The sequence below is a fragment of the Shewanella sp. 6_MG-2023 genome (assembly GCF_030547195.1).
In the GTDB taxonomy this organism is placed as follows: Bacteria; Pseudomonadota; Gammaproteobacteria; order Enterobacterales; family Shewanellaceae; genus Shewanella.
Map to the genome: position 1 here is coordinate 57,598 of NZ_JAUOQU010000012.1, position 14,128 is coordinate 71,725.

The following is a 14,128-nucleotide window of genomic DNA, read 5'->3' on the forward strand; positions in this document are numbered from 1 at the left end:
AACAGGCGTTTAGATTAGAGTGGTTTTAGTTAACAGGTCAACAACATTCTATAGCTTTGTAAAATTATAGTATTAAAAAGTATGGAGTTTTTGCTCTATAATGGCTGATGGTTAGCATTATCTATTCGTTCAGTTTTGATGGTTTTTTGAACTAGAAAGGTGTTCTTGAGCCTCATGGTTAATTGGTTTGTAAGTATAAAGTCAGCGTTATCAACTGTCTTGCTATTCATTTAGTTAGTGTTTTAGTCTTTTACTCTGTTATTACCTCGAAATGCGTAGATTATTTTGAGAGCTAATCGAAATTGTTCGCAATTAGCTTGCATTTGTTATAGAAATGTAACTGAGATGATGTATTTCATTTTGGGAGAGACGATTTTTAATCATATGTTTATGAATAAAAATGAGTCACAAGCAAAAATATAATAAATAAAGAGACCACATGATGACCAATCTAAAGAAAACAACCAAGTTTGGCTTTAGCTCATTAAGCCTCGCAATTACAGTAGCATTGACTGGTTCAGTCATGTCTACTCAAGTCGCAGCTGCGGAAGAAGTTGCAGACAATGTAGAAAAAATTGCTGTTGTAGGTAGCCGCGCTGCACCTCGTTCAGTGGGTGAGTCCCCTGTACCTATCGATATCATTAGCGCTGATGATTTAAGGAAGAATGGCTCTACCGACATGATTGATATGTTGGTCACCTCAGTACCATCATTTAACTCGCGCGCTCAGCCGATTAGTGATGCTGCAACCCTTGTACGCCCAGTCAATTTACGTGGATTGCCTTCAGACAGTACTTTAATCCTTGTTAATGGTAAGCGACGTCATCGTGCGTCTGTCATTGCATTCCAAGGAGGTGGCATAAATGATGGTGCTCAAGGGCCTGACATTTCGGTGATTCCAAGTATTGCGTTAAAGCAAGTTGAAGTGCTGCGTGATGGCGCCGCGGCGCAATATGGTTCTGATGCCATTGCAGGTGTAATGAACTTCCAATTAAAAGATAGCGCTGAAGGTGGCTCTGTCTCTGTTTCTCACGGTGAATATTATGAAGGCGATGGTGCAACGACAACCGTGGATGGCAACATCGGATTGCCGTTAACAGATGCTGGCTTCGTTAATATTAGTGCGCAATACAAAACTGCTGATGCAACCAGTCGCAGTGTACAGCGCCCTGATGCTGCGGGTTTAATTGCGGGAGGAAACACATTCGTTAATGATCCTGCCCAAATATGGGGTAACCCAGAAATTAAAGATGATTACACTGTATTTGCGAATCTTGGCTTTGACTTTAATGACAAGCACAGCCTTTATGCATTTGGTAACGTATCGTCAAGAGATGCTGTGGGTGGCTTCTATTACCGTAACCCCCATAACCGTGGCAATGTTTACTCCCTTGATGGCGGCGAAACCTTGCTAGTGGGGGCAGTAAATGGCGATCCATCAACATGTGATGTTGTGCCTGCAAATGTACCTAATGTACTTGATACCCCTGAATATGCAGCAATGGTTGCAGATCCTAACTGTTTCTCAATGAACCAAGTGCGCCCAGGTGGTTATACCCCTCAATTTGCTGGGACCATTGAAGATATGTCTTTCTTCTTAGGTTTTGAAGGCGAATTTGGTGAGTGGGCTTATGATGCCAGTGCAGGTACCGGTGCCAACAAAGCAAGTTTTAGCTTAAGGAACTCGCTTAACCCTTCTTTAGGTTTAGCGGCTAACCCTGAAGATACTCAAACTGATTTTGATACCGGTGCTTACGAGCAAGTTGAAACCACAGTCAACCTCGACTTCTCGCGTTATTTCACCATTGGCTCAATTGAAGATATTAGCTTTGCAACGGGTTTTGAGTGGCGTGAAGAGTCATTTGAAATTACTCAAGGTGAAGAAGCTTCTTGGTTAGCTGGCCCATACGCAGATCAAGGTTTCAATATTGGTTCCCATGGCTTTAAAGGTTTTGGTCCTGAAGCTGCGGGTAAAAACTCTCGAACCAATATTGGTATTTATGCCGATGTTGAAGCGTATTTAACTGATGATTGGTTATTGGGTTTAGCGCTGCGTTATGAGGATTTTTCTACTTTCGGCGATACCTTAAATTATAAGATTTCAACCCAATATTCAGTGAATGATTACTTGTCAATTCGTGGCTCACACAGCACTGGGTTTAGAGCGCCAACAGTCGGTCAAGAGAATGTGGTTAACACTCAAACCTCGATTGTAAACGGTGATTTGATCCAGACATTTATTGCTCCACCAACGGATCCATTAGCGGCATTTTATGGTGGTGAAGTTTTAGAACCGGAAGAATCCATCAGCTATGCTTTAGGTACGGTATTTGAGTATGAAGACTTTTTCTTAACGGTTGATTACTACAATATTGAAGTGACAGGTCGTCTGGCGCAGTCAAGTCAAATTGAAGTACAAGCGGATGATTATGATGCGTTAAGAGCGGCGGGAGTAGAGTTTCCTGAGTTAATTTCGGCGGTTACTTATTATACCAATGACTTTGATACTACAACTCAAGGTATTGATATTGTGGGTTCGTATGAAACAGAGCTGATGTCTGGTGACTCAATGTTCAGTCTTGCCTATGGCTGGACGGATACAAACGTTGATAAGTTTGATCCAGATACTACTGACGAAGGTAAAGTGCGTCGTTTAGAAGATGGTATTCCTGCTCATCGTGCGACCTTAACGTGGAATCAAACCTGGGACGATTTAAACGTATCGTTACGTGGTAATTACTTTGGTGAATACTATGCAACCCATGCTGATGATACGTCTGATTGGGGTTCTGAAACGGCAGATTCTGCTTTCACTGTTGACCTTGAAGTGAGTTATACGGTAGTTGATGCATTAACTATTTCAGTGGGTGCGAATAATATCTTCGACCAAGAAGCTCAAAAGCTTAAAGACGGTACTTTAGGTGCTCTAGGTGCAGTTTACTATGAAAGTGGTCCATTCGATTATAACGGTGGCTTCTACTACGGTAAGTTAACTTACAGCTTTTAAGCGTTTAACTTGAACAAGAAAGACTGCATCTGCAGTCTTTTTTTTGCGATAAATTTATTGAGTTGAACTTGCTAAACACTAATCGAATCAGTTAACCGCATCTAAAGTATCAAACAATGATTCAATGGTGAGCACTGTTGGCAGCTTAACCCCTTGTGGGTACTTAGGGCCGTAAACTTTATTGAATGGCGTACCCATGCCGCCTTCATTGGTTACATAGGTTTCGATAAGTGCATTAGGTTCAGTCCAATTGCCTTGCATTAAAATGATATTATCTGCAGTAAGTACATTAACGACTTTTTCTCTATGGGTGACATTGGCTTGGTTGGTTCGACAAGGCAAGCACCAGTCCGCGTATACATCCACAAATACAGTATAGCCTTGCTCAACTAAAGGCGCTATTTGGCTTGGGTTAAGCGTTTGCCACTGCAAGCGTTTATAAGCATTGTAATCTTCATCTTTTTGTAAAAAAGCATACACCCCGCCAAAACATAAGGTCATAAAACTAAGTAACACGATGATCGCAGTAGGAATATTATTCCCTTTTATTTTTAGGATAATCAGTAAACCGATACCGGTTAGTAGTAATCCAAGTAATATTGGCAGCAATAAGGCCATAGGATGTGTTCTCAGTTAATTATGCAGAAGATATAGGCGACTATATCAAGTTTTACTTAATTTGAGGTTAAACCCATGTTGTCAGTGGTCATTCATGGTAACGTTACGCCTTTATTAAACTGCAGATAATTAAATGAATATAATCATCTGTATTTAATTGTAAGAATATTCACTCATTAATGATTTGGGAAATAAAATGGCGTTTAGTACGTGGTTAGGTCTATTGGCTATCTGTTGTTTAGGAGCCATGTCTCCAGGTCCTAGTTTAGCTATGGTGTTAAAACATACTTTATCTGGTGGGCGATTACATGGTGTTGTTTGTGCCTGGGCACATTCAATAGGTATTGGTGTTTATGCTTTGGTGACCTTATTAGGGCTTGCAGTGGTGCTAGAAAAGTCGCCAATTGTGTTTAACGGTATTGCGATTCTGGGGGCGCTTTATTTGGCCTGGATGGGGTTTCAAGCACTAAACTCTAAAGGTGGTATGGAGCAAAAGCTACAAGCAGGAGTGCCAGCATCTTTACTTGAGGCTGCAAGAGACGGTTTAGCGATATCATTATTTAACCCAAAGATTTTATTATTCTTTTTAGCATTATTTAGTCAGTTTGTGCTTGCAGCTGAAACCATGGCAGGTCAAACCGTTATTGTGCTAACGCCCTTGGTTGTTGATGGGCTTTGGTACACCCTTATTGCCGTGGTGTTATCCCATGGGCCGATCTTAAATCGGTTACGAAACAAAGCGGCATTGATTGATAAGTTATCGGGTGTGGTACTTATCTTGCTGGCAGTTCGGGTGTTGATAAATCTATTTTAAATAGTATTTATTACAGATAGAGAGAACAAAAAAGCCATCTTGCGATGGCTTTTTTTGGTTAAAGCAGTTGTTAGTTCTTAAATACTTGTACTGAATCGTCTTTCTCTACAACGGCCTCTTCTGATGCCTGCTGGCTTCCTGGTGGGTTCTTTATATGGTCATTTAAGTTTTCACTTAACATTCCTTTGAACTCCTCAGAAAACCACTCTAAGGCATTATCTTTTTCAGCTTCTAAATTTGAAGACTTAATTGCAGCTTCAAATGCATTGTAACGTGCTGCAGCAAAGCGAAGGGCAGTACCGACTTTGCCAATATCGTTTTCTTGCTGGCTAAGTTGGTTTGCTAGCGCGATAAATTGATCAGCAATTTGGTACATTGTTGTTTCAGTTTTTTCTTCTGACATATTTTCCACTTTTTAGTACTGGTTTAATTGCAATTAGTTTACCCACTTTAAAACTTAAATTCAGGTAAAAAACCATTGAGTTTGCGGATTCGATCCAATTATTAAGCAATAACGTCATTTTAACTGTCTGGGTCAGAGTCAGTGATCACTTGACCATTTCGAGAGTCATAGTAAATAGATAAAGTCGTTAGAGAGTTATAAAAATAGCGACATTGATCAGGATTTATATAGGTGGCTTGGTAATCTGATACGTTTTCATCGGCAGTGGTGGAAACACTGGGGGCATCTTGTAGTACGGTTTCCCATACCGATATACAATCAGCGACGTTGTTTAGCCTTGGTGATGGCTCAAACGGAGGCCAGTTTTGTGCTGGATATCCCCACTCATTAATATCTAATTGGCCATCAGTACCGGCATTTTCAAATATTGGCAGATTATCAGCAGGGCCTGAATAGCCTAACGCAGCCCATTTTATATGCGCGAGGCTGATACCGGTTGCGAAGCTGCCGCCAGTGGCTTTTACATTTGCCACATGCGCATCTTGTTGAAGGTTGATAAACTTAGGCAAAGCGATGACGGCTAAAATAGCCAGTATAATAATGACGACAACCAGTTCAATAAGCGTAAACCCAGTTTGAGTTATTTTGAGCTTTTCAATTTGCATTTAGGCATCTTTAGTAATGTGTTGTTAAATAATTGTAGATTGGTTTAGGGGTTATAGGTAGGTATGAGATGAAATATGCGAATTGGCAGCAGCTGTTTAATGAGCAACAACAGCAAGGCTATTATCTTGAATTAATGAATTTTTTAGCGACAGAGCGCCAGCAAGGCAAGGTGATATACCCTCCAGAAAATGAGACCTTTGCAGCTTTTGATCTAACGCCATTGAAGCAGGTAAAAGTGGTTGTATTAGGGCAAGATCCTTATCATGGGGCAGGGCAAGCTCACGGTTTATGTTTTTCGGTACAAGCTGGAGTGAAAACGCCGCCTTCTTTGGTAAATATCTACAAAGAGCTTAAGCAAGATATCAGTGGTTTTATCATTCCCGAACATGGCAACCTAACGGCTTGGGCTAAACAAGGGGTGTTATTGCTTAATACGGTATTAACCGTTGAAGAAAGTAAGGCTCATTCGCACTCAAAAGCGGGCTGGGAGCATTTTACTGACCAAGTAATGCAATGCCTTAATCAACAAATTGAACCTATTATATTTGTGCTGTGGGGCGCTCACGCGATAAAAAAAGGCCGCTGGATAACCTCACCTCAGCATCATATTCTTTCAGGGCCGCACCCGTCGCCGTTATCGGCTTATCGTGGGTTCTTTGGCTGCAAACATTTTTCAATTATTAATCAATTATTAGTGGCAAAAAATAATGCGCCAATTGATTGGCAAGTGTAGGTCTTAGCAATAAAAAATGCACTTGATAGCAATCAAGTGCATTTTAATATTCAGTAACAGCTTAGTTTAGTGGTTTTTAGTTATTACGCTGAACTGAAATCTTAGCTAATGAGATAAGCGCGGTTTTGTATTCGCTATCAGCAATTGGCGCTAATGCCGCAATGGCTTTATCCGCTTCTTCATCGGCTTTTTGCTTGGTGTACTCTAATGCACCTGAATCTTTTAAGGCTGCGACGATTTCGTCGATAGCTTTGGTGCCATCTCCATTTTCAATTGCGTCTTTGATCAGCGCTTTAGCTTCATCATTACCGTGTGCCATGGCATAGATTAGCGGTAAGGTAGGTTTCCCTTCGGCTAAGTCGTCACCAATATTTTTACCTAGCTCATCAGCATCTGCAGTGTAATCAAGCAAGTCATCGGTTAGTTGGAATGCGGTACCTAAAAATTTACCGTATTCACCTAATGCGTGTTGTTGCTCTTTGCTCACATCTGCAATAACACCTGTGAGTAAGGTCGCGGCTTCGAATAATTTAGCTGTTTTGCAGTAAATCACTCGCATATAATTCTCTTCGGTGGTTTCAGGGTCATTACAATTCATTAATTGTAAAACCTCGCCTTCGGCAAGAATGTTAGTGGTGTCAGCCAGTACGCGCAGTACTTTCATGCTATCTAACTCAGTCATCATCTGGAATGAGCGAGTGTATAAGAAGTCACCAACAAGTACGCTAGCGCTATTGCCAAAAAGGGCATTAGCGGTTTTACGGCCACGTCGTAAGGTTGATTCATCAACAACATCATCATGTAGTAGTGATGCCGTATGAATAAACTCTATAATGGCAGCTAACTTTAGGTGTTCTTCACCTTTATAGTCGATAGCACGAGCGGCTAAAACTGAAAGCAATGGACGTAGTCGTTTACCACCGCCATTGATAATGTAAAAACCGAGTTGGTTTATTAATGCAACATCAGACTCAAGTTGTTTGTAAATTAACTGATTTACGGCTTGCATGTCGTTATCAGCTAGTTGACGAATGGCGTTTAAATCCATAATGGTCTCTAGTTATTAGGCTACCGGACAAAATTATATTGCCCACTATATAAGGTTCAAATTGTATATTAACAAATTTTACCGAATTTTCATGCTTTAGGCAGCTTTTGTTCTTAGATAGTGGGAGTTAAGCCGAGCTTTTTTTATTGATTCAAATTTAACGCTTGCCAGAATGCAAATCTTGCCGTAGAATCCGCGCCCATTGTCATTAAAAGTTTTTAGCACCCGGTATCAACATAACAATGAACCGGAGTGTTAGTCCATTTGGAGTGAAATAGCTATGTACGCTGTTTTTCAAAGTGGCGGAAAGCAACATCGTGTTGCTGAAGGTCATACAGTTCGTTTAGAAAAAATTGAAGTTGCTACTGGTGAAACTGTAGAGTTTGATCAAGTATTATTGGTTGCTGATGGTGAGAACGTTCACGTTGGTGCACCTCTAGTTGCAACTGGTAAAGTTGTTGCTGAAGTGGTTAGCCACGGTCGCGGTGAGAAAGTAACTATTCAAAAGTTCAATCGTCGTAAGCATCACGAAAAGAAAATGGGCCATCGTCAATGGTTCACTGAAGTTAAAATCACAGCGATCAGCGCATAATTTAGGAGTCTAACTCATGGCACATAAAAAAGCTGGCGGTTCTACTCGTAACGGCCGCGATTCGGAAAGTAAACGTCTTGGTGTTAAGCGTTTTGGTGGTGAATCAGTTGTAGCTGGTAACATCATCGTTCGTCAACGTGGTACTAAATTCCACGCTGGTGTAAACGTAGGTATTGGTCGTGACCATACTTTGTTTGCATTAACAGACGGTAAAGTTAAGTTTCAAGTAAAAGGTCCTAATAACCGTAAGTTTATTAGCATCGAAGCTTAATTCTAGACTCTAATCAGTCTTTGAAAGCCCCGCCTTCTGGCGGGGCTTTTGTGTTTTTTTACTTCATTGTTGATTTAGTTAGCTAGACTTTAGTTTATTAAAAATTAGTGGATTAAATTTACGTGCGGTATTTGCGATGTTTTGCATCGTTGATTATTTATTTTGCAGTAAGCGATTTATGGTGATTGTATCTTCTACGCTTCCCTGCACATCTCAATCTTTTGAGGTTATAATTGACACATTAAGTGGTGTCAGGAGTATGTATGAAGTTTATTGATGAGGCTAAAATCAGAGTTGAAGCGGGTGACGGTGGCAGTGGCTGCGTTAGCTTCAGACGTGAAAAATATGTGCCAGACGGCGGCCCTGATGGTGGTGACGGCGGTGATGGTGGTAGTGTATTTTTAGTCGCAGATGAAAACATGAACACGCTTATTGATTTCCGTTTTGTCAGCTCGCATATTGCTGAGCGTGGTAAAAATGGACGTGGCCGTGATTGTACCGGTCATGGCGGTGAAGATTTAATGCTTAAAGTACCTGTGGGTACGCGTGCTGTTGATTTCGATACTGAAGAATTATTAGGTGATTTGACTACCCATGGCCAAAAGTTACTTGTGGCTAAAGGTGGTTTCCACGGTTTAGGTAATACGCGCTTTAAAAGCAGTACCAACCGTGCGCCGAGACAGAAAACATTAGGTACGCCTGGTGAAGTACGTTTCTTAAAACTGGAATTATTGTTACTTGCTGATGTCGGCCTATTGGGCTTACCAAATGCAGGTAAATCAACCTTTATTCGTGCGGTATCTCGTGCAACACCAAAAGTTGCTGATTATCCGTTTACGACACTAGTACCAAACCTTGGTGTGGTAAGTCCACGACCTGGGCAAAACTTCGTTATCGCCGATATTCCTGGCTTGATTGAAGGTGCCTCAGATGGTGCTGGTCTTGGTATTCGTTTCTTGAAGCATTTGGAACGTTGTCGTGTGTTATTACACATCATCGATATCGATCCTATTGATGGCAGTGATCCGGTTGAATCTGCGCGTTCAATTGTGGCTGAACTTGAAAAGTATTCACCAAAGCTTGCAGCTAAGCCACGTTGGTTAGTCTTTAACAAAATCGATTTATTGCATGAAGATGAACTTGCAGAAAGAATGGATCGCATTGTTAAGGAAATGGATTGGAAGGGTGACATTTACACTATGTCAGCATTCAACCGAACGAACACTAAAGACATTAGCTTAAAACTATTAGATTTCATCAATTCACTTCCTCCTGAAGATGAAGGCACTAGCCCAGATGATGAAGTTGAGTTTAAATGGGATAACTACCATGAAGCTAGCGTTGAATCGGTAAATGAAAATTACGACGACGACTTTGATGATGACTTCGATGACGATGACTACGATGTGGAAATCATTTACCAACGTTAATAGTCGAGAGACAAGTGTACGCAGAAACTCAAAATGATATCACTCGTCTTGTTGTACGAAGTGCACAATTACTTCTAGCCTATGGCGCTGAGTCTGATCTTGTTGAAGAGATCAGTCAGCGCTTAGGTAAAGCGCTGGGTCTTGCCAGCGTTGAACTTTCAATTTCCTCCAACTCCCTTGTACTGACCAGTTTAGTCCATGGCCGCTGTATAACTACAACCCGACGCATTCGAGAGCATGGCATCAATATGAAGGTGGTGTGTGAAGTACAACGCATTTGCCTCTTGGCAGAGCGCGGAGTGTGCAATGCCAAACAAGTTAAACGCCGCTTAGAGATCATTGAGCCTAAGAGTTATCCTGCAAAATATTTGATCCCGATGATTGGGCTATCTTGTGCGAGTTTTTGTCACTTGTTTGGTGGTGATATTACCGCGTGTCTTATTACATTCTGTGCTTCAGCTATTGGTATGTCAGTGCGATTATCATTAGTCAAAAAGCACTTTAATGCACTCATTATCTTTGCCATTACCGCTTTTATCACCACAATCATTGCCCAAATCGGCTTCATCACTGATTTAACCTCAACCCCTAAAACCCCAATGGCTGCCAGTGTGCTGATGTTAGTGCCCGGTTTTCCGTTAATTAATGCGATATCAGATATGGTTAAAGGCCATATGAATGTGGGTATATCTCGCTGGGGCCACGCGACACTCTTAACACTGGCTACTGTCATTGGGATTACACTTTCAATGGCATTGGGTGGGATTTTGTTTATATGAATCTTATTTTAGAATTGCTGCATGATGGACTTTTTTCAGCAATACCAGCGCTAGGCTTTGCGATGTTGTTTAATGTCCCGAAGCGATACTTACCTTTTTGTGCGGTAGCTGGCGCCATAGGGCATAGTTCAAGAAGCCTACTTATGCATTTTGATATGCCCATAGAGTGGGCGACATTTGCAGCTGCAGCCATCGTTGGTATTATTACGATACGCTTTGCTAAGCGTCACCTCGCGCCGCCGCTAATGTATGCTGTTGCAGCTATCATACCCATGGTACCGGGTACCTATGCATACAATACCTTGATAGCTTTGGTACAACTGAGTGTTCAAGAGCAAGTCAGCAGTGATTTAACTTCGATAGTCATTCTTAATGGCCTGAAAACCGTATTCATTCTTGGGGCATTATCAGTCGGCTTAGCAATGCCCTCATTAGTGTATTATCGAACCAGACCTATTATTTAACCCCCGTTTTAGCATCAAATAAGGATTTTTATATGCGCATCGCAATGATAGCCGCCATGGCCAATAATCGTGTCATTGGTAAAGATAATAAAATGCCTTGGCACTTACCTGAAGATTTAAAGCATTTTAAGGCGATGACCTTAGGTAAGCCTGTGGTGATGGGGCGTAAAACCTTTGAATCTATTGGTAGACCGCTTCCAGGTAGACATAATATTGTCATCAGCCGCCAAGCAGATTATCACATTGAAGGCGTTTCATGTGTGAGTTCATTTGAGCAAGCTAAACAACTTGTTACAGATTGTGATGAATTAGTTGTCATTGGTGGTGGGCAGCTCTATAAAGAAATTTTACCGCTGGCCGATATATTATATCTAACCTTCATTGAGCTAACTGTTGATGGCGATACTTTTTTCCCCGAGTGGGATGATGATAGCTGGACGTTACAAGATAAGGTTAATCAGGTTAATGCAGCACAATTGCAATATAGCTTTAACACTTTTGTGAAAAAATGTTAAATTACAAGCTGTTTTACCCTGAATAGAGGTTTACCCTTGATGGTAAGCTGAAAATAATAATACCTACAAAGGAGTATCGGATGCGTTTAATGCCTGTGGCCGTCGCCGTCCTAATTGCAGCATCTTCAGTTTCAACCCCAGCAGTCGCTGATACCGATCAACTTGTGGCAAGTATTTGTGATTACGTTAAATCGAATGATAAAAATCGACTACGTAAAAAACTCAAAGAAAGTCGTGTTAAATTACGTAATATCTATACCGGTGTTTCTTGTGATGGCGCAAGCTTATTAAGAACCGCTTATAATGCAAATTCATTTGAAGTGGGTGAGTACATCGCTAAACGTCTTCCTGCTGGTGATTTAAGTTCACCAGAAGCCGACGGGAAAAGCATTCTTGATTGGGCTAATAGCAATGGCCATAGTGGTAGTGCTATTACTGCTGCAGTTCAAGATCGCATTAATAGTGGTGAGTAAAGCGCATTGATTAATTTGGTGATAGCAATTGTGAATTATCAAATATAATCTTATGCATAAATAAAGTTGATAGCTTTGACTGCCAAAACCGCCTTAGGGCGGTTTTTTGTTGCTTATGGTTTTTATTGCCGCAAATCATTGCTAAGTCATGGCGCTATTAGGCTTTAAAGGCAATAAAAAAGGCTCTAAAGAGCCTTTTCTACATTTAGATACTGTGAGTCGTTAAACTTTAAATTCCTTCACAGAGCTTTGTAGCTCTTCAGACAGCATTGCTACTTGCTGACTTGATTGTGCTGTTTGATCTGCGCCTATGGCGGTTTCTTCTGAAATAGCAGCAATGTGCTCTAGCATTTCAGAGACTTGCTGACTGACCAAGTTTTGCTCTTGAGCGGCTTGGGCAATGTGATTACCAGAGTCGTAAGCTTTATGTACTGACTGACTAATGGTTTCTAAGGCCAAGTTAGCTTGTTCTGTTTTATCGACACAGCTGGTTGCTTGTGTGCGGCCTAATTCCATGACCGTCACTGCTTGTTGTGCACCTTGTTGTAACACTTCAATCATTTGCTGAATTTCGCTAGTCGATTCTTGGGTTCTAGAAGCAAGACTGCGCACTTCATCGGCGACAACAGCAAAACCACGGCCTTGCTCACCCGCGCGGGCAGCTTCAATCGCAGCGTTTAATGCCAGTAAGTTAGTTTGCTCTGCAATACCACGAATTACATCAAGAATAGAGCCGATTGATGCGCTATCAGTATGGACCTTATTGATCACCACGCCCGCTTTAGCGACTTCTTCTGCTAAGGCAAGAATAGTGACTTTATTCTCTTCAGCAAGTGTGCGCATATGCTGAGTTTCTTGATCGGCTTGCTTAATTTGTTCAAGGGCTTGATCGGCGCTCATTGAAACTTGTTGGGCGCTAGAGCTTAGCTCTGTTGTCGCAGTGGCCACTTGATCCACTTGATTTTTTTGCTCTTGAATACCAGATGTAGTTTGGGTAGTAATTGCCGAGGTTTGTTCAGCTGCTGCGGCCAACTGATTCGAGCGGTCTAAAATGCCGACGATTAAGTCACTTAAACTATCCACTAAGCTGTTACAGTTTTTAGCTAGTAGCGCGAACTCGTCATGGCCTGAATCATCTAATTTATGAGTTAAATCTCCAGAGGCAAGAATATTTAGCGCCTGGTTTACTTTTTCTAATGAGCGAGTTAATGGTTTCACTACGGCGTAACTGACGATAATTGCCACCACAATGGCCAGAATAACTACCAGCATTGTTTGGATAGTAGCCGAATCGATATTTTTAATTGCATCGTCACTTATTTTAGCTGTGAAGTTTTCAATTTTATTAGCTAGCTCGTTCATTCTAGCATTAACGTCTAAACGGTCTTTATCGGTTGCAGCTAACATTTCGGCAGCGGTTTGATCATGCTTTAGTTGCTGGCCTTTCAAGGTAACTATGGAGTTATTACCTGTCACTAGGGCAAATACAGCATCACTTTCTACGTTTAAATCATTAAGAGTGCTATCGCTAATAATACCGCGGCCTTGTAAGTTGATATGCTCAATCTTTGTGCGGGTATCGTTGAGCATGTACTCTAGCTCATTCACTATTACTTCATATTTAGCGTTTTCTTTAGCGGCAACTAAATCATAAATGGTGGTAATAATATTGATGAAATTACTATCAACGACTCCCGCTGCAGCTGCAATACTTTGTTTAGTGGTATCTTCACTCAACTCTAGATCTATCAGGTCTAATAAAATCGATGATGCATCATCTGCGCTGTCTTCTAAATTATCTCGAAGTTGTAATAGTTGTTCATGTTTTAATAATGCATTTTCATGCTCTATTAGCATTAAAGCGCTATTTTTTTCAAAATTATGGTAGCTGTTTTTAAGCTGAGAAAGGTTACTGGAAAACTCTTGTCTACCAGAAATTAACCCAGTCAAGATATTGAGTTTTTTGTTAAATTCCACTGATTCAGTGTTTATATTTTTTTTGACTGCTGGAATTTGAGCTGATTGATCAGTGTAGTAACCGAATAGAATGTGAATTTGCTGGGCGCTTAAGTTTTGCGTTAATTCACCGGTAGCAGTAAGGGCAGGCAAACTAACTTGTTGTAAGGTGCTAGTACTGTCCTTGATGCTATTGTTGGTGAGCAAAGACACGCCACCTAAAACTATCAAAAGGAGAGTCACAACGGTAAAACCGCCAATCACTCTGGTGGCAACATTAATTTTCATAGCATACTCCGGCTGTTATTATTTTATCCCGAATTTATCTCTTTGATCACTCAGGGCTGTATGATCATTGG

General features: G+C 41.1%; 15 protein-coding genes. 10 read left to right on the plus strand and 5 right to left on the minus strand.

The features are described 5' to 3' along the window. The first annotated feature begins 439 nt into the window (after nucleotides 1-439). Complete coding sequence (locus Q4533_RS09040; RefSeq protein WP_102438881.1) at nucleotides 440-3,007, plus strand: TonB-dependent siderophore receptor; 2,568 nt, start codon at nucleotides 440-442, stop codon at nucleotides 3,005-3,007. An 87-nt stretch (nucleotides 3,008-3,094) separates the two neighbouring features. Here the strand turns inward: Q4533_RS09040 and Q4533_RS09045 are convergent, their stop codons facing one another. Continuing rightward, the gene (locus Q4533_RS09045) at nucleotides 3,095-3,625 is read right to left on the minus strand and encodes a thioredoxin family protein (RefSeq protein ID WP_102519357.1); all 531 of its coding nucleotides are present in this window, start codon (nucleotides 3,623-3,625) and stop codon (nucleotides 3,095-3,097) included. A 196-nt stretch (nucleotides 3,626-3,821) separates the two neighbouring features. Between Q4533_RS09045 and Q4533_RS09050 the strand changes: the two genes are divergently transcribed. Then, nucleotides 3,822-4,439 (plus strand): LysE family translocator, encoded by a 618-nt coding sequence (locus Q4533_RS09050; protein WP_102438877.1) that lies wholly within the window; start codon nucleotides 3,822-3,824, stop codon nucleotides 4,437-4,439. Between the two features lie 70 nt (nucleotides 4,440-4,509). Here the strand turns inward: Q4533_RS09050 and Q4533_RS09055 are convergent, their stop codons facing one another. Both Q4533_RS09055 and Q4533_RS09060 read right to left on the minus strand, forming a co-directional pair. Further along, a complete protein-coding gene (locus Q4533_RS09055) occupies nucleotides 4,510-4,842 on the minus strand; it encodes a DUF3144 domain-containing protein (RefSeq protein ID WP_102438875.1) in 333 nt (110 codons plus the stop codon). A gap of 119 nt (nucleotides 4,843-4,961) precedes the next feature. Next, nucleotides 4,962-5,507 carry a prepilin-type N-terminal cleavage/methylation domain-containing protein gene (locus Q4533_RS09060; protein ID WP_102475570.1) on the minus strand — a complete coding sequence of 182 codons (546 nt, stop codon included), beginning with the start codon at nucleotides 5,505-5,507 and terminating at the stop codon, nucleotides 4,962-4,964. 68 nt (nucleotides 5,508-5,575) lie between these two features. Between Q4533_RS09060 and ung the strand changes: the two genes are divergently transcribed. Further along, nucleotides 5,576-6,241: a uracil-DNA glycosylase gene (gene ung, locus Q4533_RS09065; protein WP_303502623.1), complete on the plus strand. Its 666-nt coding sequence runs from the start codon at nucleotides 5,576-5,578 to the stop codon at nucleotides 6,239-6,241. A 76-nt stretch (nucleotides 6,242-6,317) separates the two neighbouring features. Here the strand turns inward: ung and ispB are convergent, their stop codons facing one another. After that, a complete protein-coding gene (ispB, locus tag Q4533_RS09070) occupies nucleotides 6,318-7,289 on the minus strand; it encodes an octaprenyl diphosphate synthase (RefSeq protein WP_102438869.1) in 972 nt (323 codons plus the stop codon). A gap of 280 nt (nucleotides 7,290-7,569) precedes the next feature. Here ispB and rplU point away from each other — a divergent pair, with 280 nt between their 5' ends. The 7 genes from rplU (at nucleotide 7,570) to Q4533_RS09105 (ending at nucleotide 11,813) form a co-directional block, all read left to right on the plus strand. After that, entirely contained in the window at nucleotides 7,570-7,881 is a 312-nt protein-coding gene (rplU, locus tag Q4533_RS09075) for a 50S ribosomal protein L21 (protein ID WP_076541221.1), read from the plus strand. Nucleotides 7,882-7,897: 16 nt separating this feature from the next. Next, the gene (gene rpmA, locus Q4533_RS09080; protein ID WP_055024328.1) at nucleotides 7,898-8,152 is read left to right on the plus strand and encodes a 50S ribosomal protein L27; all 255 of its coding nucleotides are present in this window, start codon (nucleotides 7,898-7,900) and stop codon (nucleotides 8,150-8,152) included. 263 nt (nucleotides 8,153-8,415) lie between these two features. After that, nucleotides 8,416-9,582, plus strand: a complete 1,167-nt coding sequence (gene cgtA / locus Q4533_RS09085; protein WP_076541219.1) for an Obg family GTPase CgtA — start codon at nucleotides 8,416-8,418, stop codon at nucleotides 9,580-9,582. Nucleotides 9,583-9,596: 14 nt separating this feature from the next. Then, nucleotides 9,597-10,361: a threonine/serine exporter ThrE family protein gene (locus tag Q4533_RS09090; RefSeq protein ID WP_102438865.1), complete on the plus strand. Its 765-nt coding sequence runs from the start codon at nucleotides 9,597-9,599 to the stop codon at nucleotides 10,359-10,361. Then, nucleotides 10,358-10,825 carry a threonine/serine exporter family protein gene (locus Q4533_RS09095; protein WP_102438863.1) on the plus strand — a complete coding sequence of 156 codons (468 nt, stop codon included), beginning with the start codon at nucleotides 10,358-10,360 and terminating at the stop codon, nucleotides 10,823-10,825. Before Q4533_RS09090 ends, Q4533_RS09095 begins: the two co-directional genes overlap by 4 nt. Nucleotides 10,826-10,857: 32 nt before the next feature. Next, on the plus strand, nucleotides 10,858-11,340 hold the full coding sequence (folA, locus tag Q4533_RS09100; protein ID WP_102475568.1) for a type 3 dihydrofolate reductase: 483 nt from the start codon (nucleotides 10,858-10,860) through the stop codon (nucleotides 11,338-11,340). Nucleotides 11,341-11,420: 80 nt separating this feature from the next. After that, entirely contained in the window at nucleotides 11,421-11,813 is a 393-nt protein-coding gene (locus tag Q4533_RS09105) for a DUF3718 domain-containing protein (RefSeq protein WP_102438859.1), read from the plus strand. A 222-nt stretch (nucleotides 11,814-12,035) separates the two neighbouring features. On the opposite strand, the gene Q4533_RS09110 is transcribed toward Q4533_RS09105, so the two are convergent. Further along, on the minus strand, nucleotides 12,036-14,057 hold the full coding sequence (locus Q4533_RS09110) for a methyl-accepting chemotaxis protein (RefSeq protein ID WP_303502624.1): 2,022 nt from the start codon (nucleotides 14,055-14,057) through the stop codon (nucleotides 12,036-12,038). Between the last annotated feature and the right edge of the window lie 71 nt (nucleotides 14,058-14,128).